The organism is Mycobacterium sp. NPDC004974, assembly GCF_053600815.1.
On record NZ_JBSGAQ010000013.1, the window covers coordinates 12,610 to 35,301 of the forward strand.

At 66.9% G+C, this 22,692-nt stretch carries 19 protein-coding genes and 1 pseudogene; 12 read left to right on the forward strand and 8 right to left on the reverse strand.

The window, feature by feature from the left end; all coding sequences use genetic code 11:
- Window positions 1-7 precede the first annotated feature (7 nt).
- From ACWEFV_RS24555 to ACWEFV_RS24580, 6 genes are all read right to left on the reverse strand, one after another.
- Window positions 8-517: a nitroreductase family deazaflavin-dependent oxidoreductase gene (locus tag ACWEFV_RS24555; protein ID WP_450072094.1), complete on the reverse strand. Its 510-nt coding sequence runs from the start codon at window positions 515-517 to the stop codon at window positions 8-10.
- 92 nt (window positions 518-609) lie between these two features.
- Entirely contained in the window at window positions 610-1,380 is a 771-nt protein-coding gene (locus ACWEFV_RS24560) for a TIM barrel protein (RefSeq protein WP_135456361.1), read from the reverse strand.
- Between the two features lie 135 nt (window positions 1,381-1,515).
- On the reverse strand, window positions 1,516-2,508 hold the full coding sequence (locus tag ACWEFV_RS24565) for a Gfo/Idh/MocA family protein (protein ID WP_450072095.1): 993 nt from the start codon (window positions 2,506-2,508) through the stop codon (window positions 1,516-1,518).
- Complete coding sequence (locus ACWEFV_RS24570) at window positions 2,505-3,377, reverse strand: sugar phosphate isomerase/epimerase family protein (protein ID WP_450072096.1); 873 nt, start codon at window positions 3,375-3,377, stop codon at window positions 2,505-2,507. Before ACWEFV_RS24570 ends, ACWEFV_RS24565 begins: the two co-directional genes overlap by 4 nt.
- Window positions 3,374-4,381, reverse strand: coding sequence for a Gfo/Idh/MocA family protein (locus ACWEFV_RS24575; protein WP_450072097.1), 1,008 nt, complete (start codon window positions 4,379-4,381; stop codon window positions 3,374-3,376). Before ACWEFV_RS24575 ends, ACWEFV_RS24570 begins: the two co-directional genes overlap by 4 nt.
- A complete protein-coding gene (locus ACWEFV_RS24580; protein WP_450072098.1) occupies window positions 4,378-5,550 on the reverse strand; it encodes a phytanoyl-CoA dioxygenase family protein in 1,173 nt (390 codons plus the stop codon). Before ACWEFV_RS24580 ends, ACWEFV_RS24575 begins: the two co-directional genes overlap by 4 nt.
- 83 nt (window positions 5,551-5,633) lie before the next feature.
- On the opposite strand from ACWEFV_RS24580, the gene ACWEFV_RS24585 reads away from it, so the two are divergent.
- Entirely contained in the window at window positions 5,634-6,638 is a 1,005-nt protein-coding gene (locus ACWEFV_RS24585; protein ID WP_450072099.1) for a LacI family DNA-binding transcriptional regulator, read from the forward strand.
- A 10-nt stretch (window positions 6,639-6,648) separates the two neighbouring features.
- Here the strand turns inward: ACWEFV_RS24585 and ACWEFV_RS24590 are convergent, their stop codons facing one another.
- Window positions 6,649-6,834 carry a hypothetical protein gene (locus ACWEFV_RS24590; protein ID WP_135456348.1) on the reverse strand — a complete coding sequence of 62 codons (186 nt, stop codon included), beginning with the start codon at window positions 6,832-6,834 and terminating at the stop codon, window positions 6,649-6,651.
- A gap of 231 nt (window positions 6,835-7,065) precedes the next feature.
- Between ACWEFV_RS24590 and ACWEFV_RS24595 the strand changes: the two genes are divergently transcribed.
- The 6 genes and pseudogenes from ACWEFV_RS24595 to ACWEFV_RS24620 all read left to right on the forward strand — a co-directional run bounded on the left by ACWEFV_RS24595 (window position 7,066) and on the right by ACWEFV_RS24620 (window position 13,999).
- Entirely contained in the window at window positions 7,066-7,914 is an 849-nt protein-coding gene (locus ACWEFV_RS24595; RefSeq protein WP_450072100.1) for a PfkB family carbohydrate kinase, read from the forward strand.
- Window positions 7,915-8,256: 342 nt separating this feature from the next.
- Complete coding sequence (locus ACWEFV_RS24600) at window positions 8,257-10,212, forward strand: 2-oxoacid:acceptor oxidoreductase subunit alpha (RefSeq protein WP_135456345.1); 1,956 nt, start codon at window positions 8,257-8,259, stop codon at window positions 10,210-10,212.
- Window positions 10,209-11,294 carry a 2-oxoacid:ferredoxin oxidoreductase subunit beta gene (locus tag ACWEFV_RS24605; protein ID WP_450072101.1) on the forward strand — a complete coding sequence of 362 codons (1,086 nt, stop codon included), beginning with the start codon at window positions 10,209-10,211 and terminating at the stop codon, window positions 11,292-11,294. The genes ACWEFV_RS24600 and ACWEFV_RS24605 overlap by 4 nt, the downstream gene beginning before the upstream one ends.
- A gap of 37 nt (window positions 11,295-11,331) precedes the next feature.
- Window positions 11,332-11,895 (forward strand): molybdenum cofactor guanylyltransferase, encoded by a 564-nt coding sequence (gene mobA, locus ACWEFV_RS24610; RefSeq protein ID WP_450072207.1) that lies wholly within the window; start codon window positions 11,332-11,334, stop codon window positions 11,893-11,895.
- Between the two features lie 1,145 nt (window positions 11,896-13,040).
- Window positions 13,041-13,274 (forward strand): annotated as a pseudogene (locus ACWEFV_RS24615) (transglycosylase family protein); the annotation flags it as partial.
- Window positions 13,275-13,525: 251 nt separating this feature from the next.
- A complete protein-coding gene (locus tag ACWEFV_RS24620) occupies window positions 13,526-13,999 on the forward strand; it encodes a transglycosylase family protein (RefSeq protein ID WP_450072102.1) in 474 nt (157 codons plus the stop codon).
- Between the two features lie 2 nt (window positions 14,000-14,001).
- Here the strand turns inward: ACWEFV_RS24620 and ACWEFV_RS24625 are convergent, their stop codons facing one another.
- Window positions 14,002-15,150, reverse strand: a complete 1,149-nt coding sequence (locus ACWEFV_RS24625; protein WP_135456340.1) for an FAD-dependent oxidoreductase — start codon at window positions 15,148-15,150, stop codon at window positions 14,002-14,004.
- Between the two features lie 136 nt (window positions 15,151-15,286).
- On the opposite strand from ACWEFV_RS24625, the gene ACWEFV_RS24630 reads away from it, so the two are divergent.
- From ACWEFV_RS24630 to ACWEFV_RS24650, 5 genes are all read left to right on the forward strand, one after another.
- Window positions 15,287-15,898, forward strand: a complete 612-nt coding sequence (locus ACWEFV_RS24630; RefSeq protein ID WP_450072103.1) for a hypothetical protein — start codon at window positions 15,287-15,289, stop codon at window positions 15,896-15,898.
- Between the two features lie 74 nt (window positions 15,899-15,972).
- A complete protein-coding gene (locus tag ACWEFV_RS24635; RefSeq protein ID WP_450072104.1) occupies window positions 15,973-17,940 on the forward strand; it encodes an alpha/beta fold hydrolase in 1,968 nt (655 codons plus the stop codon).
- 10 nt (window positions 17,941-17,950) lie between these two features.
- Window positions 17,951-19,201, forward strand: a complete 1,251-nt coding sequence (locus tag ACWEFV_RS24640; protein WP_450072105.1) for a saccharopine dehydrogenase family protein — start codon at window positions 17,951-17,953, stop codon at window positions 19,199-19,201.
- A 115-nt stretch (window positions 19,202-19,316) separates the two neighbouring features.
- Window positions 19,317-19,937: a DUF937 domain-containing protein gene (locus ACWEFV_RS24645; protein ID WP_135456331.1), complete on the forward strand. Its 621-nt coding sequence runs from the start codon at window positions 19,317-19,319 to the stop codon at window positions 19,935-19,937.
- Window positions 19,938-20,037: 100 nt separating this feature from the next.
- Window positions 20,038-22,686 (forward strand): valine--tRNA ligase, encoded by a 2,649-nt coding sequence (locus tag ACWEFV_RS24650; protein WP_450072106.1) that lies wholly within the window; start codon window positions 20,038-20,040, stop codon window positions 22,684-22,686.
- The last annotated feature ends 6 nt before the right edge of the window (window positions 22,687-22,692 follow it).

A 22,692-nucleotide genomic window follows, 5' to 3' on the forward strand; every position in this document is an offset into this window, starting at 1 on the left:
CACTGCGCTATCTACGGGTCAGTGCGAACACCCGCATGTCCCGGTTGGTGCGCGTCCGGTAGGCCCGGTACATCGGGTAGGCCAGAAACCGCTGCAGAGCGGCGTCGCGCTCGACGCCGGAGAGCACGGCCGCGACGACCGGGATGTCCTGGCCTGCCATCGATATCGAAGCCTGCGGTTCGGCGACGAGATTGGTCGACCACGAGGGATGGTGCTGCTGGCCGAAGTTGCTGCCCATCACCAGTAGGCGGTCACCTTCGTGCACATAGCTGAGCACGGAGGTGCGCGGCAGGCCTGATCTTCGGCCCTTCGCTGTCAACAGCAGTTCGGGCATCGACAGCGGACCGAACAACGAGAAGCGGCCCTTGGTGCGGTCGACCACCCGCCTGTCGAGTGGCACCATCGCGCGGATCACCTTGGAGCCGAATGAGGATGCGGCGAACGCGAACACCGGCTTGAACAACGATGAGACGTCGTCACGCCCCCAGTTGCCGTGTGGAAAGGATGCCTCGGACATGCCGCAATTGTGCGCACGGCGCACCCGGGAATGCGGCGCATCGCCAAAACCGACACGCGCGCTCGCGGTGCTGGTGAGCTGGTGAGGGGGCGTCAGGAAAATGCGGCGCGGAAGGCCTCCAGCGCGGCCACACTGTCGCCGGCGGCGTACGCCTCCATACCGATCGGTCCGGTGTAGCCGCTGTCCCGCAATGCCTTTGCCACCGCCGGATAGTGGATCTCGCCGGTGCCGGGCTCGCAGCGGCCGGGAACATCGGCGACCTGGATCTCACCGATCGCCGATCCGGCTCGGCGCACCAGCTCGACCAGGTTCCCTTCACCGATCTGGGCGTGGTAGAGGTCGAGCATCATCTTCACGTTGGGATGCCCCACTGCCTCGATCAGTGCCAGGGTGTCCTTGGCGCGGGCCAGCGGCACCCCGGGATGGTCGACGATGGTGTTGAGGTTCTCCAGGCAGAACGTGACGCCGGCCTCGGCGCCGAGTTCGCCCAGAGCCTCCAGACCCCGCATCGCCGAGAACCACATCTCGCCGGTGGCCCGGTACTGCGGGCGGGCTGCCTGGCCGTCGACCAGCTCGCCGGGATGCACGACCAGCCGCGGAACACCAAGGATCTCAGCCGCTTTGATGGCCTCCTGTGCGGTACGCACCACCTCGCGGGCACCGTCGGGAGCGTAGAGGTCGCCATGCAGGTATCCGGTCATCGACGAGAACCGGGCTCCGGTGGCGGCCAGTGCACCGAGGTCCTTATCGTGAAAACTCCAGATCTCCACCGAGAAGCCCAGATCGGAGATGCATCGGGCCCGCTCGATGATGTCGAGGTCCGTGAACACCATCTCGGCACACACTGCCAGTTCGAAGGTCATGACCGCACCGCATCCGCGAGCGAGACCGGTGCACCGGTGCCGATGTGGCCGCAGATCAGCTGATCCGACATGAGGACTCCTGATTCACTAGAACGTTCCAGGTCTGACAAAACCAATGCGGTCGGCGCCGCGGCACTAACGCGTCGGTAGTCCCGCGGCCTGGTACGCGGCGTCGACATAGGCCATGTTGGTCACCGCATCGGTGAGCCCGAATGGCAGTGCCGCGCCGTTCTGCACGTGGTCGGTGAACGCCTCCAGCTGATACGTGTAGCTGGCCCGGGTGCCGAGTCGCTCGACGCGTTCACCGGCGGCCGTCCGCACAGTGACCCGGTCGTCGTCGTTGGGCCGGATGAAGTCGTGAACCAGCACCTCACCCTCACTGCCGACGATTCTGATGGTGAACGAATACTCTGGTGCCACCATCGAATTGGTGCTCAACCCGGTCGCGCCACCCGGGTAGTCCACCTCCACATCGCACGTCGCATCGACATCGGCCGAGCGTTGCTCGGCGCGGGCAGCGAGGATGGACGGTGCACCGCGAAGCCCGTCGACGTCCAGACGGCCCAGCGACCGCAGGACGTGCATGCCGTAGCAGCCGAGGTCCATCAGGGCGCCGCCGGCCAGTTCCAGTGACCAGCGGGGGTCATCGTCGTCCGGGGCGGGCATCGCCATCCGCACCTCGACCCGGGTGAGTCGGCCGATCTCGCCGCTGGCGGCCAGTCTGAAGGCCCGCTGTGTCACCGGGTGGAAGAAGTAATGAAACCCCTCCAGGACCGTGACCCCTGCGGTTTCGGCGGCCCGGGCAACCGTGGCAGCCTCGGATCTGTTGCGCGCGAAAGGTTTCTCGCTGAGCACAGGCTTCCCCGCCGCGATCGCCGCCAGATTCCACGGTGCATGCAATCCGTTGGCCAGGGGGTTGTAGACGACGTCCACTTCGGCATCGTCGATCACGTCGGTGTAAGAGTCCACGGCGCGTTCCACGCCGTACTTCTCGGCAAAAGCCGCCGCGCGCTGCGGATCACGGGCGGCCACGGCCACCAAGCGATGGCCGAGTTCGTACGCCGGTCCGACGATGGCCTTCTCGGCGATCCGGGAAGCGCCCAGAACACCGATGCGCAATCCGGTCACGAGGTCACAGACTTCAGGTACGCCACGCTGGTGCGCACGTCGGCGACCGGACCATCACCGGCCGGTGCGCCATCCAGGATGGTGTCCTGCTCCATCACGAACCATCCGTCGAAACCGTTGTCCCGCAATACCGAGACGATGCCCGCGATGTCAACATCGCCAGTGCCCAAGGGCGTGTACATCCCGGCCCTTACGGCATCGGTGTAGCTGATCTCACCGGACTGCACCTTCGCGGCGAGGACGGCATCCACGTCCTTCAGGTGGGTGTGCTTGATCCGGTTCGGCACGGCCTTGGCCAGCTCGAGCGGATCGGTGCCGCCGATCAACAGGTGCCCGGTGTCCAGACACAGTGGGATCGCCGAGCCGGCCAGCACCCGGTCGACGTCGTCGCGGGTTTCGACCATGGTTCCCACATGCGGATGCAGCACCGCGAGCAGGCCGCGCGCGGCGACGATCGCGGCCAGCCGGTCCAGGTTGGACAGCAGTATCGCCCACTGGTCATCGTCGAGCACTGGCCGGGAGTCGTAGCCGTCGGATCCGGTGGCCGCGGCCAGCACCACGACCCCGGCGCCGGCCGCCACCAGCGAATCCAGCGGTCCGGCAAGGTCATCGGCGGGATCGTGATCGGCGTTGTGCAGCACCACCGGGACGAACCCGCCCACGCAGGCCAGCCCGTGCCGGGTCAGCACGGATTGAAGTTCGGCGGTGTCGGCGGGCAGGAAGCCCTCCGGGCCCAGTTCGGTGGCGGTCAGGCCGGTGTCGCGCATCTCGGTGAGCACGCGTTCGGGATCGAGTTGATGACCCCAGCCGGGAACCTCGCACACGCCCCACGAGATCGGCGCTCCGGCGATTTTGATGGTGGCGCTCATGCGTTGCGAACCTCCTCGATGCGCACCGGGGCGCCCCGGCGCAGGGACTCGGTGGCGGCCTCGGCCAGCCAGGCCACCTCGACGGCGTCGGCCACGGTGGCGCCGGCGACCGGTGCGCCCTTGGCTACTTCCACGAAGCCGGCCAGCTCCGTGCGGAACGCTTCGGTGAAGCGGTCCATGAAGAAATTGTGCGCGGGACCGGCCGGGAATGTGTTGGCCGGATCCACATTTCGGATCGGCACACCCTGGTCCCAGCCGGCGGCCACACTGTCGTTGAACCCGTGCACCTCAAGGCGGCAGTCGTATCCGCGGGCGTTGTAGCGGGCATTCGACACGACGCCCAGTGCGCCCCCGTCGAACCGCACGATCACCGCGGCGGTGTCGACGTCGCCGTACTCGGCGAACAGGGGGTCGCCCTGAACGGATCCGGTGGCGTACACCTCGACCGCGTTCTGGCCGGTGATCCAGCGAATGATGTCGAAATCGTGTACGGCGCAGTCACGGAAGATTCCGCCGGAGCCCTTGATGTAGTCCAGCGGCGGGGGAGCCGGGTCCATCGTGGTGCTGCGCACCGTGTGCAGGATGCCCAGCGACCCGTCGTCGACCGCACGCTTGGCCGCGGCGAAGGCGGCATCGAAGCGGCGCTGGTATCCGACCTGCACGGGCACACCGGATCGCGCGATGGTCTCGGCCACCCGCGCGCTCTCCACGGCGGTGGAGGCGATCGGCTTTTCGCAGAAGGTCGGGATGCCGCGCTCGACGGCGGCCAATGTCAGCTCGGCGTGCGCCGGTGTGGCGGCGGCCACCACCACTCCGTCCACGCCCGAGGACAACAGTTCCTCGACGGTGTCGACGGCCTTGGCGCCGTGCTTGGCGGCCACCGCGGCGGCTACGTCAGTGCGCTCGTCGGTGATCACCAGCCCGTCCAAACCATCGAGGGCGGAAAGTGTTTCGGTGTGGAACGCGCCGATGCGGCCCAGTCCGATAACGCCGAGTGTGGTCATGGGGTTCTCCGTTCTTGCTGCTGATCGAGGATGGTGTCGAGTTGTTCGGGGGTCAGGTCGCCGGCCAGTGCGGCCAGCACGGTGTCGACCTGGCTGGGCGGGGCCAGGCTGCCGATGGGTTGGTCCCGGTCGAGATTCGTCGGGAACGCGTAACCCTCGGCGGTGGCGTTGACGGCGTTGGCCAGCTCTCGCTCGGAGCGGCCCGCGGCCTTCATCGCCAGGAGGGCGGGGTACACGGCGCGAACCATGGAGGTGCGGTCGAGTGCTTCCATCGCGCGTCCGAACGGCGAGGAGATCTGCAGCAGGTTGGCCATCCGCCGGATATCGGTCGAGGTGTTGGTGCCCGCGCCGTGATAGAGCGCCGGATTGAAGAAGACCGCGTCACCCTTGGCCAGCGGCACCTGAACCTGGTGAGTGGCGAAGAACTCGATGAACTCCGGCCGGTAGAACGCGATGTACCCGGCCTCGAACGTCTGCGAGTAGGGCAACAGCATGGTCGGCCCACTGGCCGGCGGCATGTCACAGTGCGCGACCGCGCCCTGCAGCGTCATCGCCGGCGACAGCCGGTGCAGGTGTGCGGGGTAGTCGGCCAGCTGGTCCAGGGTGACGAAACCGAGATGGTAGTCGCGGTGCGGAACTTGCGCGGCGCCACCGGGATTGACGACGTTGACCTGGGAGGTGACCTGGTAGCGCGGGCCCAGCCAGGCCTGTGAGACGAGTGCGAGCGCGTCGTTGGCGTAGTAGTGGGCGTACACGTCGGGGGAGTGCAGGGCCAGCTTCTGGGCGGCGTTCCAGATGCGGTCGTTGGCGCCGGCCTTGCCGAAATGGTCGCCTGCGGCGGCGCCTTCGGCGCGTTGGGCTTGGATCAGCGCGGCGAACGCGGCGCCGGCCCGGTCGACGACGTCCTCATCGAAGGCACCCTCGAACACCACGACGCCCGGGCCGTCGGCCAACACGCTGATCAACTCGGCCTGCAGCCCACGGCGGTCGGCGTCGGCGATGGTCGCGGCCGAGTACACCGGGACGTTGTGCCGGATATCAGCGGCCAGCGGGTAGTCGGCGGGGTCGGTGGTGCGGGACACCCGGGCGCGGAAGTCGTCGAGTGAGCAGTCCGCCTCCTCGATCCAGGCCCGGTGCCCGGTGCGCGATGTCCGCAATGTCGTGGTCATGGCAGCTAGTCTTGCTGTGTCTTGTGGCACAATCAACGGCAAAAAGCCATCAAAAAACCATCAGCAGGCGCGGGAGGTCGCAGGTGGCGCACCGATACAAGGTCCGTGAGATCGCTCAGCAGTGTGGCTTGAGTGAGGCCACGGTGGACCGGGTGCTCAACGACCGCCCGGGTGTGCGTGAGAACACCCGAGCCGAGGTGCGCCAAGCGATCGCCGACCTGGACAAGCAACGGGCACAGTTGCGGCTCAACGGGCGTCGCTATCTGATCGACGTGGTCATGCAGACCCCCCGGCGGTTCTCCGACGCGTTCCGGGCGGCTGTCGAGGCCGAGTTGCCCACGTTCGCGCCGGCCATGTTGCGGGCCCGCTTCCACCTCTGGGAATCCGGGTCGACCGCTCAGATGGTCGACACCTTGGCGGGCATTCGCGGCAGCCACGGGGTGGTGCTCAAGGCGGCCGACGAACCCGAGGTGGCCGAGGCTGTGGACCACCTCGTCGCCGCCGGGGTTCCGGTGGTGACCTACACGACCGACATTCCCGCCAGCGCCCGCAGTGCGTACGTCGGTATCGACAACCACGGAGCCGGTGCGACCGCGGCCTACCTGATCGAGCAATGGTTGGGCCCCACCCCCTCGGCGGTATTGATCACCCTGAGCCGCACGGTGTTTCGTGGTGAGGGCGAGCGCGAGGTCGGATTCCGGTCGGGGCTGCGCGGCTCGGGCCGTGTGGTCGTCGAGGTCACCGACAGCGACGGCATCGACGCGACCAACGAACGGCTGGTGCTCGACGCGCTGGAGCGTCACCCGTCGGTGGAGGCGGTCTATTCGCCAGGCGGCGGCAACGCGGCCACGGTCGCGGCGTTCGAGAAACTCGGACGACAGTGTCGGGTCTTCGTCGCCCACGATCTCGATGCCGACAACCGCAGATTGCTGCGGGAAGGCAGGATCTCGGTGGTGCTGCACAACGACCTGCGGGCCGACGCGCGACTCGCCATGCGGTTGATCCTGCAGCAGCACGGTGCATTGCCGGGGGAGCCGGTCCGCCCCGTACCCATTCAGGTGATCACGCCGTACAACCTGCCGGCGTGAGCACTTCGGTTTATCCGGGCTCGGCGGTGGGGGCCGGCGTGGCCTTGACCGGCGGTGTGGCAGCAGGAGTATCGGGCTGTGATGGCGGTGCGGATTGGGTCACGGTCTCGCCGAAGTGCATGGTGGGTTCGGCCGCGGGCACGGACATGTCGAGTGTGCTGTCGATCTGGTTCGTTTGGAGCCCCAGTACCGCCATGATTGCCGCGGCTGCCGAGCCGGCGGTACAGAGGAGAAGTCTCGTTCTCGAATCCACACGCATTTCGCAAAACCCTTCGTCACAACATTGACTATCTATGTGATTTGAAGGCGGATCCGGGCCGTGGCATTCCACATATCGATGTGTGACATGCATCACATTTAGATGACGGGTGCGGGATCGGGCGGGGTCGGGGCGCGCGGCGATCGCCCAGACCGGGAGACTTCATCCATGCCACGAGAGCTAGTCCCTGGGGTAACCGTGCTCGGCAACCTCGCGATCGACATCATCAACGGGGCGCCGCCGAGCCCGGGGGGATGCGCGTCGTTCGCCGGAGTGGCGCTGCAGGCGGCGGGCGGGCCCGGTCGGATCATCGCGATGGGCGCCGAACGCGATCACGCCCTGTTCGACGGGCTGCGCGCGCGGTTCGGGTCGCTGGTGCAGATCCTGCCCTCGGACGTGACGAGTTCGTTCAGCCTCGACTACGACGACACTGATCACCGGCACATGGGGGTGCAGGCGATCGGCCCGGTGTGGACCGCCGCGGACGTCGAAGCTGCTGATCCGGCGACGACGTGGGTGCACCTGGCCCCGTTGCTGCGCACCGATTTCCCGGCCGGCACGCTGGCCGCGCTGTCGGCACGAGGTCACCGGGTCGCCTACGACGGGCAGGGGCTGGTGCGCGCCGACCGCTTGGGGCCGCTGGTCGAGGATCGTCACTTTCCCGCGGACCTGCTGGCCGATGTCGACATCCTCAAGCTTGCCGAGGACGAGGCAGTGATCGTGGCCGACGGCGCGTTCGACGCGTCGACGGCGGAGCGACTCGGCGTCGCGGAGATCCTGGTGACCTACGGCTCAGAGGGGTGCGACATATATATCGAGGGTGCGGTGGAGCGCGTGCCGGCCGCCTGGCGGGTTCTGGATGTCCAGACCACCGGGGCGGGGGACATGTTCACCGCCTGCTATGTCGCGCACCGTGCGGCAGGCCGCGATCCGCACCGCGCCGCGGAATCGGCCAGCGAACTGGTAGCCAGGGAATTGGACAAGCGGGTTCACGCCGGGACACCCGACCGGGCGTAAGCGCACGTCGGGGCCTAAACTCGACAAGTGTCAAGTACGCGCTTGCCGGTGCTAGCAGAGAGCTACCGGCCGGTAGCATTTTCCTTAGAGAATGACGTTCTCCTAAACGTGACGAAAACCACAGTTTTGTCTCAAAAGGGGCTTCTTCACGCCCACGAACAGCACCTTCATCGAGAACCCACCCGCGTGTCGAGGGACGGCGCGGTGAAGTGCAGCCTAAGAGCAGTGCAATAATCGGTACTGGTAGTGACATCAAAATTCGGTGGACGTTCGATCCGGCAGCGCGTCACATGGCAGCGGCCCGGAAAGACGTGGTCAAAGTACGTGTGAAAGGCGGTAGCCGTGGGTGAGAACGGCAACGGCAATGGCGCCGCGCCGCGGCAGAAGCTCGAGAAGGTAGTCATCCGCTTCGCCGGCGACTCCGGCGACGGTATGCAGTTGACCGGCGACCGCTTCACTTCTGAAGCTGCGCTGTTCGGCAACGACCTGGCTACCCAGCCGAACTATCCCGCCGAGATCCGCGCGCCACAGGGCACCCTGCCCGGGGTCTCGTCGTTCCAGATCCAGATCGCCGACTACGACATCCTCACCGCCGGTGACCGTCCCGACGTGCTCGTGGCGATGAACCCGGCAGCGCTCAAGGCCAACGTCTCGGATCTGCCCCGCGGCGGTCTGATCATCGCCAACTCCGATGAGTTCACCAAGCGCAACCTCGCCAAGGTCGGATACGACAACAATCCGCTAGAGGATGACACGTTGTCCGACTACGTGGTGACGTCCGTCGCGATGACGACGCTGACCCTGGGCGCCGTCGAGGCGATCGGTGCCACCAAGAAGGACGGCCAGCGCGCCAAGAACATGTTCGCCCTCGGTCTGCTCTCGTGGATGTACGGCCGCGAGCTCGAGCACAGCGAGGCGTTCATCCGGGAGAAGTTCTCCCGCAAGCCCGACGTGGCCGAGGCCAACGTCCTGGCGCTCAAGGCCGGCTGGAACTACGGCGAGACCACCGAGGCATTCGCCACCACCTACGAGGTGTCGCCGGCCAAGCTGAAGTCGGGTGAATACCGTCAGATCTCGGGTAACACCGCGCTGGCCTACGGCATCGTGGCCGCCGGACATCTGGCCCAGATCCAGGTGGTGCTGGGTACCTACCCGATCACCCCGGCGTCGGACATCCTCCACGAGCTGTCCAAGCACAAGAACTTTAACGTCCTGACCTTCCAGGCCGAGGACGAGATCGCCGGTATCGGCGCGGCTATCGGCGCCTCCTACGGCGGCGCGCTGGGCGTCACCAGCACCTCCGGTCCCGGTGTCTCGCTCAAGTCCGAGGCCATCGGCCTGGCGGTGATGACCGAGTTGCCGCTGCTCATCATCGACGTGCAGCGTGGCGGCCCGTCGACTGGTCTGCCGACCAAGACCGAGCAGGCCGACCTGTTGCAGGCGCTGTTCGGCCGCAACGGCGAGTCACCGGTCGCGATCCTGGCGCCGAAGTCGCCGTCGGACTGCTTCGACATCGCCGTGGAGGCCTCGCGCATCGCGGTCGATTACCACACCCCGGTCATCATCCTGTCCGACGGTGCGGTCGCGAACGGCTCTGAGCCCTGGCAGATCCCGGACATCAGCACCTACCCGCCGATCGAGCACAAGTTCGCCAAGTCCGGCGAGCCGTTCGCTCCCTACGCGCGCGATCCCGAGACCCTGGCCCGCCAGTTCGCGGTGCCCGGCACGCCGGGCCTGGAGCACCGGATCGGTGGCCTTGAGGCCGCCAACGGTTCGGGCAACATCTCCTACGAGCCCAAGAACCACGACCTCATGGTGCGGCTGCGCCAGGAGAAGATCGGCGGTATCAAGGTGCCCGATCTGGAGGTCGACGACCCCAACGGCGATGCCGAACTGCTGATGCTGGGTTGGGGTAGCAGCTACGGACCGATCGGTGAGGCTTGCCGGCGGGCCCGGCGCAAGGGCATCAAGGTCGCCCAGGCCCATCTGCGCCACCTCAACCCCTTCCCGGCCAACCTCGGGGAGGTGCTGCGCCGCTACCCGAAGGTGGTGGTACCGGAGATGAACCTCGGACAGTTGGCGCTGCTGCTGCGCGGCATGTACCTGGTCGACGTTCAGTCGGTGACCAAGGTGGAGGGCATGGCCTTCCTCGCCGACGAGGTGGAGGGCATCATCGACGCGGCCCTTGACGGCACGCTCGGTGAGAAGGAAAACGACAAGGCCAAATTCGCCCGGTTGGCGGCGGCCACCATCGAGGTTGAAGCATCTGACGCGAGCGGTGTGGGAGCGAACGCATGACTGATCTGATCGGCACAGACCATCAAGACCTGGGCCTGACTCCTCTGACCAAGAACGCCCTGGTCCCCACCACCGACCAGCCGCAGAAGGGCAAGGACTTCACCAGTGACCAGGAGGTCCGCTGGTGCCCGGGTTGCGGTGACTACGTCATCCTCAACACCATCCGCAACTTCCTGCCGGAGTTGGGTCTCAAGCGCGAGAACATCGCGTTCATCAGCGGCATCGGCTGCTCCAGCCGGTTCCCCTACTACCTGGAGACCTACGGCTTCCACTCGATCCACGGTCGCGCCCCGACCATCGCCACCGGACTCGCGCTGGCCCGTCCGGACCTGTCGGTGTGGGTCGTCACCGGTGACGGTGACTCGCTGTCGATCGGTGGCAACCACCTGATCCACGCGCTGCGCCGCAACATCAACATCACGATCCTGCTGTTCAACAACCGGATCTACGGCCTGACGAAGGGTCAGTACTCGCCCACCTCCGAGGTCGGCAAGGTCACCAAGTCGACCCCGATGGGCTCACTGGACTACCCGTTCAACCCGGTGTCGCTGGCGCTGGGTGCCGAGGCCACGTTCGTCGGCCGTGCGCTGGACTCCGACCGCAAGGGTCTGTCCGAGGTGCTGCGCGGCGCAGCCGAGCACCGCGGTGCCGCACTGGTGGAGATCATGCAGGACTGCCCGATCTTCAACGACGGATCGTTCGACGCGCTCCGCAAGGAAGGCGCCGAGGAGCGGCTGATCAACGTCAGCCACGGGGAGCCGATCAAGTTCGGTGTCGATGGCGAGTACTGCGTGGTCAAGTCCGGGTACGGCCTGGAGGTCGCCAAGACCGCAGACGTCGCGGCCGACGACATCGTGGTGCACAACGCCGAGATCGATGACCCTGCCTACGCATTCGCGCTGTCGCGGTTGAGCGAGCAGAACCTCGATCACATGGTGATGGGTATCTTCCGCAAGGTCAGCCGACCCACCTACGACGACGCCGCGCGTCAGCAGGTCAACACGGCCATCGAATCCAAGCCCCACGACACCGCAGCTCTGCAATCCTTGCTGCGTGGCAAAGACACGTGGACCGTCGACTAGTTGCGCTAATCGCACTGACCCTGCTCACAGAAGCAACCTGAGTACAGCCCCGCTCGCCGCGGTAGTTCTGGCGGGCGGGGCTTCGCGTCGTATGGGGCGTGACAAGGCGACGCTGCCGTTCGACGGCTCGACGATGGTCGAGCATGTGGTCGCCGCGGTGAGCACGCGCTGCTCACCGGTTTTCGTCATCGCCGCGCCCGGTCAGCCGCTACCCGCACTGAGCGCCGAGATACTGCGCGACGAGGTGCTTGGTGTCGGGCCGCTGGTGGCGACGGGTCGCGGGCTGCGTGCCGTCGCGGAGGCCGGCCTCGACCGCGCCTTCGTGTGCGCGGTGGACATGCCGTATCTGTCGGCGGATCTGATCGACACCCTGGCGGCCTCCGCAGAGCGGTTACCTGCCGATATCGTGCTGCCGTGGGACGGTAGGGACCACTATCTGGCGGGGATCTACCGCAGCTCGCTCACCGAACGGATTGCCGCCCTGGTGCGCGACGGCCGGCGCAGCATGCGGTCGCTGGCCGAGTCTGTCGACACGCAACGGATCGTGATGGCGCCGCAGCGCGCACTGACCAACGTCAACACCGCGGCCGACCTGCCTTGAGCGCCGGCCTATTCGGTCATCTCGGGCGCAGCAAATTGTGAATTAACGCGCGAACTGGGCCCAATTTATCGTTTCGAGATAATTGATCGATTATTTCCCCCTATTCGGGGCCCTGGAAGCGGGGTGAATTCGGGAACCGTCAGCGATGGAGGAGCCCGACTGGCGCGCGAAATCCACTGGTGTCCAGGATGATTCGGTCTCGCGCCGGCTGTCGAAATGTTGCGCGCTATTCGCTGATGCGTGCGCCCGGCCGTGCTGAATTCCCGACAAAATTCCCCTGACCGCATGCTTTGCCGAAACCTATGGATTACCTGAGACGGAACCGGGTTGGCTGGGCGGTCTGACGCTTCTCGGCGGCCTGGTGAGATTAATTGTGGCGGAGTCATTTTGGACTCCGCCGCGTCGACATCGTAGGCGTTGGGCCCACTGCGGCCCAGCCTGGTTGCAGCGCCTGACATGCGCGATAGTCGTTGTGTTCCAGTGTATTTGGATCATGTTCTGGTTTCGGGGCGGTGGGGAGCCGTAGCGAACGGATTCGCGCGCTGCGGTCCTTGATGACACTCGCCGATGGCATCTACCAGCGCTTTTTGTCATCGCCGACCATTGGTGACGGTGTTGCTGTACCCAAATCAAGTGGGCCAGCTCACAAAAAATGCGTGATCTCGCTCACGTTCCGTTTACACCGATCACGAAACGGTAACGGCGGTAGCCCTGCGTTGACCTGCGCAAACGATTCGTTCAGTGTCTCGTTATCTGTCCGTGATCTTTCCGCGATCGCTTCTACATCGGGATGACTTCTCTTCGAGACCTTTGTACGGTCCAAAGCGTCTCCGACACGGAGCAAATAATTTCAACACCAAGAACCTGCGTGTGAGTGGGGCCGCGGTGGCGATTACGCCCGACGCGGGGGCCTGGGTCTGATCCCGGGCCGGGCACTGTGGCCCTCCCTTTCGTGCCTGACCGAGACGGCGCGAACCAACCCCTCCGGCCTGGATTCAGGCTTCCGCACCCGCCTGGGCGGGTGTTGATGGTGCGCGCTTGGCGAGAGGAATCAAGTGAAGAACATCCGCAAGACGTTTGGGCTGGGCATCATTGCTGGAGCACTGGCTGTGGCTCCCGTGGCACTGGGTGCCGGTACCGCCAATGCGGACAGCGTTAACTGGGACGCCGTCGCCGCCTGCGAGTCGGGCGGCAACTGGGCGATCAACACCGGTAACGGGTACTACGGTGGCCTGCAGTTCAACATGGGCACCTGGCGCGCCAACGGCGGCTCGGGTTCGCCGCATCAGGCCTCGCGCTCGGAGCAGATCCGGGTTGCCGAGAACGTGCTGCGCAGCCAGGGCATCGGTGCCTGGCCGGTGTGCGGCAAGCGCGGCTAGTACCGGGCTGCTCACCGCGTGAGCAATTGACAACTTGATACGAAGCGGTGCCGGGCCTCTGCCCGGCACCGCTTCTGTTTCATCAGAAGGCCCTCCGGTTACTCCCGCCCCGACAACCTCCGAAGAAACTTCAGCCTCCCCTGTAACGGGTGACGTTGGTCACACGAACCCATTAGTGACCGCACAGTTGCATGAACGTGATCGGCATCTGCAGTGGTCCTTGGTGTCAAAGGTCGGGGAAGGGCCGTGAGATGACCATACGAATGGCGTTAACCAGGGCTTTCTGGCTTGCTGCGACGTCGGCGGGCCTCATGCTGGCACCCACGTTCGCCGTCACGGCGACCGCCGGTGCGGACACGGTGAACTGGGATGCGATCGCGGACTGCGAATCGGGTGGCAACTGGTCCACCGATACCGGCAACGGCCAGTACGGCGGTCTTCAGTTCAAGCCCACCACCTGGGCCTCGCACGGCGGCATCGGATCGCCCGCCTCGGCCTCCCGTGAGGAGCAGATACGGGTGGCCGAGAACGTCCTGGCCACCCAGGGGATCGGGGCCTGGCCCAAGTGCGGCGTCCGAGGTGGGGTGCCGGCAGGTTGGGCGGCGCCCGGTGCACCGACCGGTTGCCAGGCCGTACGTCCCGGCGCGGTGCTGGGCATTTTCGACCTACGCCGGATCTGCACGACCTTCCTGGACCCGCTGGGAGCCTTCGGCGTGCCGCACTGAGCTCAGCGCACCGGGGTGAAAGCCCCGCGCCCGGCGATCGAGGCCAGGTGCCGGGTCAACACGTACTCGGGCACCAGTACGGAAGCCCGGGTGGCCGCGGCACCGAGTGCCGGCGGACGTAGGTTCACCACCCGGCCGACCAACTGTGCCTCCCGCACGATCGTCATGACCCTCTTGCGGCGCAGGGCCGCGAACCGGGAGAACGCGCGCCCCAGATCCGGGCCTCTGGCCGCGAGGGCGGCCAGGATGGCGGCGTCTTCGAGTCCCTGGCAGCCGCCCTGGCCCAGATGTGGGCGCATCGGATGGGCGGCGTCCCCGGCGATCACTACGGGACCGCGGGCCCAGGTGCGGGCGGGGGCGCGGTCGTAGAGGTCGTTTCGGAGCACCTGATCGGCATCGGTCGTGGCCAGTAGCGTCGGGATCGGCTCCGACCATGATGAGAAGTGCCGTTTCAGGTGGGCCAACTCCCCATCGGGTGTGGTCTGTCCGCGTGGTACGCGCTGGGTGGCGAACCAATACGTGTGGTCGTCGCCGAGCGGCACGTGCCCGACCTGTGAGCCGGCGCCCAGTGTTTCGCCTGACAGATCGGGATCGAGCGGGCAGGCGGCCACCGCGCGCCACGCGGTGTAGCCGGTGTAGCGACGGGGCAGAGGCCCATTCAGATGTCGGGCCACCACGGAGTCGACACCGTCGGCGCCGACCAGACCGGCCGCCTCGCGGACCGTGCCGTCGGTGAACGTGACCCGCACGTCCGAGGCGCCGATGTCGATCGTGTCGGCGGTGAGCTCGTAATGGACCGTGCCCGGAGCCAGCGCGCCGGCGAGGATCTCGGTCAGGGCTGCGCGTCTGATCACCACCAGCGGTTCGCCCAGCGCCCGGGTGAACCGTTGCGCCGCCGGCCGGCGCAACCAGGCTCCGCCGGACCGACGCAGCGCTCCCGTGGTCACCCGGCCGCCCGCATCGCGCACCTGATCGCCGAGCCCGATCTCATCGAGTGCGGCCAACGCGTTGGGCCAGAGGCTGATTCCCGCACCGGGGGTGACGTCCCGGCGTGCCTCGGCCACGCGGACGTCGAACCCTTGCTGCTGCAATGCGACTGCGGTAGCCAGGCCGGTGATACCCGCGCCGATGACGAGGACGGACTGTGCCATCGCTCGAATCTAGCCGGGGCCAGGTGAGGTGGCTCGCCGTGATCGGAGTTGGGATCGGTAGCCTTCCAGCGTCTGCACAGTCTTTGCACAGGTTCCCGGTGCTGAAGGTGCCCGGATGGAATGAATGAGAGGTCCCATGAAACTCAACCGCTTCGGTATCGCGCTGGGCGCAGCTGTCTTTGCCGTGTCCGCATTGAGCGGTTGCTCGAAGGTCACCGAGATCAGGGATGCGGCCGCCGGTGCGGCCGAGAAGGTCGTCACCTCGGGCACGGAGAAGATCACCGAAGCGGTGTCGGGCAACCTGTTCACCGCCGAGGGCATCGACAACGCGTATGCGGCGATCGCGGACAAGGTCGGTGCGAACCCGATGCAGGTCGTCGAGGTCAGCATCGCGCCGGGTGTGCTCAGCGTCGAGGCCATCGACCCGAATGCCCCGACCGAACTCAATCAGTGGAGCTACACCTCCGGTACGGTCGGGCCGTCTCGGCCGATCGACTACGACGAGGACACCGAGGCGCTGCAGCAGAATCTGTTCGCCATCACAGACGTGCCCACGAGCGCGATCGCCACGGCGATCGACGGCGCGGTGGCGGCAAGCGAGATCAAGGATGGTGAGGTCCAGACGGTGAGCATCAAACGCAACATCCCGTTCGACGCGAACGTCATCATCTTCATCAACGTCAAGGGTGAGCGCAGCAGCAAGCAGGTGCGCACCGACGTCACCGGCCAGGTCATCAAGGTGTCCTGAACCAGACTGGGATGAGCAGGACAAGCGGCCCGTACCGGACTCCGGTGCGGGCCGCGCCGTTACGGTGGGGAGCCATGACGGTGTTTGACGATCTCGACGACTACCTCGCCTTGCCCCGGGTATCTGGTCTCGCGGTTTCGCCCGACGGCTCGCGGCTGGCCACGACGGTCAGCACTCTCAACGAAAAGAAAACCGAATTCCTCAGCGCCATATGGGAATTGGATCCCGCCGGAGCCGAACCCGCGCGCCGGCTGACGCATGGGGTCAAGGGGGAGTCCGCGCCGGTGTTCACCGCCGGGGGTGACGTGTTGTTCCTCGCGGTGCGCCCCGGGGACGGCGAGGACAAACCGCCGGCGGCACTGTGGCGCCTTCCCGCGACCGGCGGTGAGGCATACGAGGTGCTGACGATGCCCGGTGGTGTCGCGGGCGCGGCAAGCGCCCGGGCAGCCGACGCCACCGTGGTGGCCGCACCCCTGTTGCCGTCGTCGGCCGGAGTCGACGACGACAAGGCCAAGCGCGACGCGCGCAAGGACACCAAGGTGTCGGCGATCCTGCACACCGGCTACCCGGTCCGGCACTGGGATCACGACCTCGGCCCGGACCAACCCCACCTCTTCGACGCCGACGGACAACAGGACCTGACCGCCGACCCGGGCGCGGCGCTGCGCGAGACGACCTTCGATCTCAGCGCCGACGGCGGATTCGTGGTGACGTCCTGGCAGGAGCCGGGCCCGGGCACCGCCCTGCGGGTGGTCCTGGTGCGCATCGACCGGGTCACCGGCGAACGCACCACCATCGTCCAGGAACCCGGCGCGGACCTGGAACGCCCCGCGATCGCTCCGGACGGCAGCGCGGTGGCCTTCACCAGGGAAACCCATTCCACTCCCGCCGCGCCGCCGCGGATCACGTTGTGCTGCATGCAGTTCGGTGAGGATCCCGTGGAGTTGACCGGCGACTGGGACCGCTGGCCGTCCTCGGTGGCCTGGGCACCGGATTCGTCGGCGCTGATCGTGACGGCCGACGACGGCGGCCGTGGCCCGATCTTCTCCGTCGACCCCGTATCCGGTGCGGTCACCCAGCTGACCGACGATGACTTCACCTACACCGATGTGTGTCCCGCGCCCGGCGGGGTGATCTATGCGTTGCGCAGCTCGTATGCCGCGCCGCCGCATCCGGTCCGAATCGACCGGGACGGCACGGTCACCGCGCTGCCGTGCCTCGAGGCACCCGAACTGCCCGGCACGGTGACCGAGGTGACGGCGACCGCCGCCGACGGCACGCCGATCCGGTCCTGGCTCACCCTGCCCGAAGGTGACGAGCCGGCTCCGCTCGTGCTGTGGATTCACGGCGGCCCGTTGGGCAGCTGGAACAGCTGGCACTGGCGGTGGAACCCGTGGCTGCTCACGGCCCGCGGGTATGCCGTGTTGATGCCGGACCCGGGGCTGTCCACCGGCTACGGCCAGGACTTCATCGCACGCGGTTGGGGCGCCTGGGGCGGCGATCCGTACACCGACCTGATGGCGGCGACAGATGCCGCATGCGCGCATCCACGCGTCGATGCCTCGCGCACCGCTGCGATGGGCGGGTCGTTCGGCGGCTACATGGCCAATTGGATCGCCGGGCACACCGATCGGTTCGGCGCCATCGTCACGCATGCCAGCCTGTGGGCGCTGGACCAGTTCGGCCCCACCACCGACGGTGCGTACTGGTGGGCCCGGGAGATGACGCCCGATATGGCCCAGCGCAATTCACCACACCGGTTCGTCGCCGACATCGCCACCCCGATGTTGGTCATCCACGGCGACAAGGACTATCGCGTACCGATCGGCGAGGCGCTGCGGCTGTGGTACGAGCTACTCAGCGATTCGGGGCTGCCCGCCGACGCGAACGGCGAAAGCCCGCACCGGTTCCTGTACTACCCGACGGAGAACCACTGGGTGCTGTCGCCGCAGCACGCCAAGATCTGGTACCAGGTGGTCACGGCATTCCTGGGAGATCACCTGCGAGGCGAACCGGTGCAGTTGCCCGAACTGCTCGGGTAGCGTCGAGATCGTGACGCAGCGTGAGTTCGATCTGGTGCTGTACGGCGCGACGGGATTCGCCGGAAAACTGACTGCCGAGTACTTGGCCAGGGCCGGGGGATCGGCCCGGATCGCCCTGGCCGGTCGTTCCGAGGAGCGCTTGCGGGCCATTCGTGACGGTCTGGCGCCCGGCGCGCAGTCGTGGCCGCTGGTGACCGCTGACGCCACCTCCCCGGCCTCTCTCGATGCGATGGCCGCACGCACCCAGGTGGTGGTGACGACGGTGGGTCCCTACGCCCGCTACGGCATGCCGTTGGTCGCGGCGTGTGCCGCGGCAGGCACCGACTACGCCGACCTCACGGGTGAGACGACATTCATCCGGGACAGCATCGACCTGCACCACAAGCAGGCGGTCGACACCGGTGCGCGGATCGTGCATTCGTGCGGATTCGATTCGGTGCCATCCGATCTCACGGTGTACGCGCTGTACCAGCGGGCGCTCGCAGACGGCGCCGGGGAACTCGGTGACACCAACCTGGTGGTGCGCAGTTTCGCCGGTGGCGTGTCTGGCGGCACCGTCGCCTCGATGCTGGAACTGCTGGACACGCTGTCCTCGGATCCAGAGGCACGAGCACTGATGAACGATCCGTACACGCTCAGCCCCGACCGCGGGGCCGAGCCCGAACTCGGCGCTCAGCCCGACGTGCGGTGGCGCCGCGGCGGTGAGATCGCTCCCGAGCTGGCCGGCCTCTGGACCGGCGCGTTTGCCATGGCCGCGCCGAACACTCGAATCGTGCGGCGCAGCAACGCATTACTGAACTACGCCTATGGACGGCGCTTCGAGTACGCCGAGCAGATGAGCCTGGGCCGCTCGCCCGCGGCGCCGTTGGCGGCAGCCGCGGTGACCGGAGTCAACGCCTTCACGCTCGGTGTCGGCGGCCGCTATTTCAACCGGCTGCCCGGCGGCCTGGTAGCGAAGTTGGCCCCAAAGCCGGGAACCGGCCCCAGCGAGCGAGCCCGCGAGCGGGGGCACTACCGCGTCGAGACGTACACCACCACGACAACAGGCGCGCGGTACGTGACAAGCATGGCCCAGCAAGGCGATCCCGGATACAAGTCGACCGCGGTATTGCTCGGCGAGTGCGGGCTCGCGCTGGCAACCGACCGTGACGCGCTGTCGGAACGACGCGGCGTGCTGACACCGGTGGCCGCGATGGGGGATGTACTGCTCACCCGGCTACCAGCTGCCGGGGTGTCGCTGGAAACCACCGCCCTGAGCTGAGCCGGCGCGGCATGAATCGATCGGCGTGCGTCGAACACCTGTGGGACAAGATCAGATTCGACTAGTGTCGATGCCGAGGACTTCCAGTACGCCAGCAACGAAGGTGGGATGAAAAATGGCCGGTCTCGATGATCTGTTCGCGCAGATCCCGGTGGCGGATATCGCAAGCAAGCTCGGCGCAGATGAAGGCGAGGTGAACGCCGCCATCAAGACCCTGGTTCCGGCCCTGGTCGGCGGTGTGGCGGAGAACGTACAAGCGGACAACATCGATTCGAGTGACCTCGAGTCCGCGGTCGCGGCGCAGGGCGCCAGCGGCCTGCTCGACGGTGGCGTGAGCGTCGACCAGGTCGACCCGAGCGAGGGCAACCAGTACGTCGCGAAGATCTTCGGCGGCAACGACAGCAATCAGGTCGCCTCGGCGTTGGCGGGGACGGGCGCCGGTGGCGGTGATCTGGTCAAGAAGCTGCTGCCGATCCTGGCGCCGATCGTGCTGGCCTACATCGGCAAGCAGTTCGCCCAGAAGAACGCCGCACCCGCGGGCGAGGCCCAGGCTCAGGCTTCCGGAGGCGGCGGGCTCGGGGACATCCTCGGCAGCATCCTCGGCGGCGCGGCAGGTGGCGGTGCTGCCGCCAACAACCCGCTGGGCAGCATTCTGGGCAGCGTGCTCGGCGGCGGTGGCAGCCAGGGCAATGCCATCGGCGAGATCCTCGGCGGCCTGCTCGGCGGCAAGAAGTAGCTCCCCGCATACCCCTGCTCGAAAGCCTCCGACGCCCAGCGAACGCACCGGGCATCGGGGGCTTTCGCGTATTCGGGCACGTCCTTCTTAGAATGGCTCGGTGACCCCCACCCCTGACAATCGCGCCGATGCCCTCCCCAAATCCTGGGATCCCGCTGCGGTAGAAGCCGACCTGTACCAGGGCTGGGTGGATGCCGGATACTTCACCGCCGATCCGGCCAGCGAAAAGCCGCCGTACTCGATCGTGCTGCCCCCGCCCAACGTGACCGGCAGCCTGCACATGGGCCACGCGCTCGACCACACCCTGATGGACGCCCTCACCCGCCGCAAGCGCATGCAGGGCTATGAGGTGCTGTGGCTGCCCGGTATGGACCACGCCGGCATCGCCACCCAGACCGTGGTGGAAAAGCAGCTCGCCGTCGACGGCAAGACCAAGGAAGACTTCGGTCGCGAGCTGTTCGTCGAGAAGGTGTGGGACTGGAAGCGCGAATCCGGCGGCACCATCGGCGGGCAGATGCGCCGCCTCGGTGACGGCGTGGACTGGAGCCGCGACCGCTTCACCATGGACGAGGGCCTGTCGCGGGCGGTGCGCACCATCTTCAAGCGACTCTTCGATGCGGGCCTGATCTACCAGGCCGAGCGGCTGGTCAACTGGTCACCGGTGCTGGAGACCGCGATCAGCGACCTCGAGGTCAAATACGAGGACGTCGAAGGCGAGCTGGTCTCGTTCCGCTACGGCTCGATGAAGGACGACGAGCCCCACATCATCGTGGCCACCACCCGGGTGGAGACCATGCTGGGTGACACCGCGATCGCGGTGCATCCCGACGACGAGCGATACCGCCACCTGGTCGGCACAACGCTGCCGCACCCGTTCGTCGAGCACGAGATGATCATCGTCGCCGACACTCACGTCGACCCCGAATTCGGTACCGGCGCAGTCAAAGTCACGCCCGCGCACGACCCGAACGACTTCGAGATCGGGCTGCGCCATCAGCTTCCGATGCCCACGATCATGGACACCAAGGGTCGGATCGCCGAAACCGGAACGCAATTCGACGGCATGGACCGGTTCGAGGCCCGGGTCAAGGTGCGGGAGGCGCTGGCCGAGCAGGGCCGGATCGTCGCCGAGAAGCGGCCCTACCTGCACAGCGTCGGGCACTCCGAGCGCAGTGGCGAGCCCATCGAGCCGCGCCTGTCCCTACAGTGGTGGGTCAAGGTGGACGGCCTGGCCAAGGCGGCCGGTGATGCGGTGCGCAACGGCGACACCGTGATTCACCCGCCGAGCCTGGAGCCGCGGTGGTTCGACTGGGTGGACAACATGCACGACTGGTGCATTTCCCGGCAGCTGTGGTGGGGCCACCGGATCCCGATCTGGCACGGTCCGGGCGGCGAGACGGTGTGCGTCGGTCCCGACGAGACCCCGCCGGCCGGTTGGGAGCAGGACTCCGACGTCCTCGACACCTGGTTCTCCTCGGCACTGTGGCCGTTCTCCACCATGGGCTGGCCCGACCACACTCCGGACCTGGCGAAGTTCTATCCGACCTCGGTCCTGGTCACCGGCTACGACATCCTGTTCTTCTGGGTGGCGCGGATGATGATGTTCGGTACCTTCGTCGGCGACGATCCGGCGATCACGTTCGACGGCGCCCGCGGTCCGCAGGTTCCCTTCAAAAACGTCTTCCTGCACGGCCTGATCCGCGACGAGTTCGGCCGAAAGATGAGCAAGTCGCGCGGCAACGGCATCGATCCGTTGGACTGGGTGGAGAAGTTCGGTGCCGACGCGCTGCGATTTACGTTGGCGCGCGGCGCCAGCCCCGGCGGTGACCTGTCCATCGGTGAGGACCACGCCAGGGCCTCGCGTAACTTCGCCACCAAGCTGTTCAACGCGACCCGCTTCGCGCTGATGAACGGTGCGGCCCCCGCCCCGCTGCCCGCCGCGGCCGAACTCACCGACGCCGACCGCTGGATCCTCGGCCGCCTCGAAGAGGTTCGCGCCGAAGTGGATGCGGCACTCGACAGCTATGAGTTCAGCCGGGCCTGCGAATCGCTGTACCACTTCGCCTGGGACGAGTTCTGCGACTGGTACGTGGAATTGGCCAAGGTTCAGCTCGGCGAGGGTGTGGCTCACACCACGGGAGTGCTGGCCTTCGTCCTCGACGCTCTGCTCAAGTTGCTGCATCCGGTGATGCCGTTCGTCACCGAGACGCTGTGGAAGGCGCTGACCGACGGCGAGTCGATCGTCATCGCGCAGTGGCCGCAGGCATCCGGCATCGCGCTGGATCAGATTGCGGCACAACACATTGCCGACATGCAGAAGCTGATTACCGAGGTGCGCCGCTTCCGCAGCGACCAGGGCCTGGCCGACCGGCAGCGGGTTCCGGCCCGGTTGTCCGCGGTCACCGAGGCCGGTCTGACCGAACAGCTGCCCGCGGTTACCGCGCTGGCCTGGCTGACGGACGCCGGTGACGGGTTCACCCCGTCGGCCTCGGTCGAGGTGCGTCTGACGCAGGCCACGGTCCTCGTCGAGGTGGACACCTCGGGCACCGTCGATGTCGCGGCCGAGCGGCGCCGGCTGGAGAAGGATCTGGCCGCGGCGCAAAAGGAGCTGGCCACCACGACGGCCAAGCTCGGCAACGAGGCTTTCCTGGCCAAGGCGCCCGAGAACGTCGTCGACAAGATCCGCGGTCGTCAGCAGTTGGCCGGCGAAGAGGTCGAGCGCATCACCGCACGCCTGGCAGCGCTGTGATGAGCG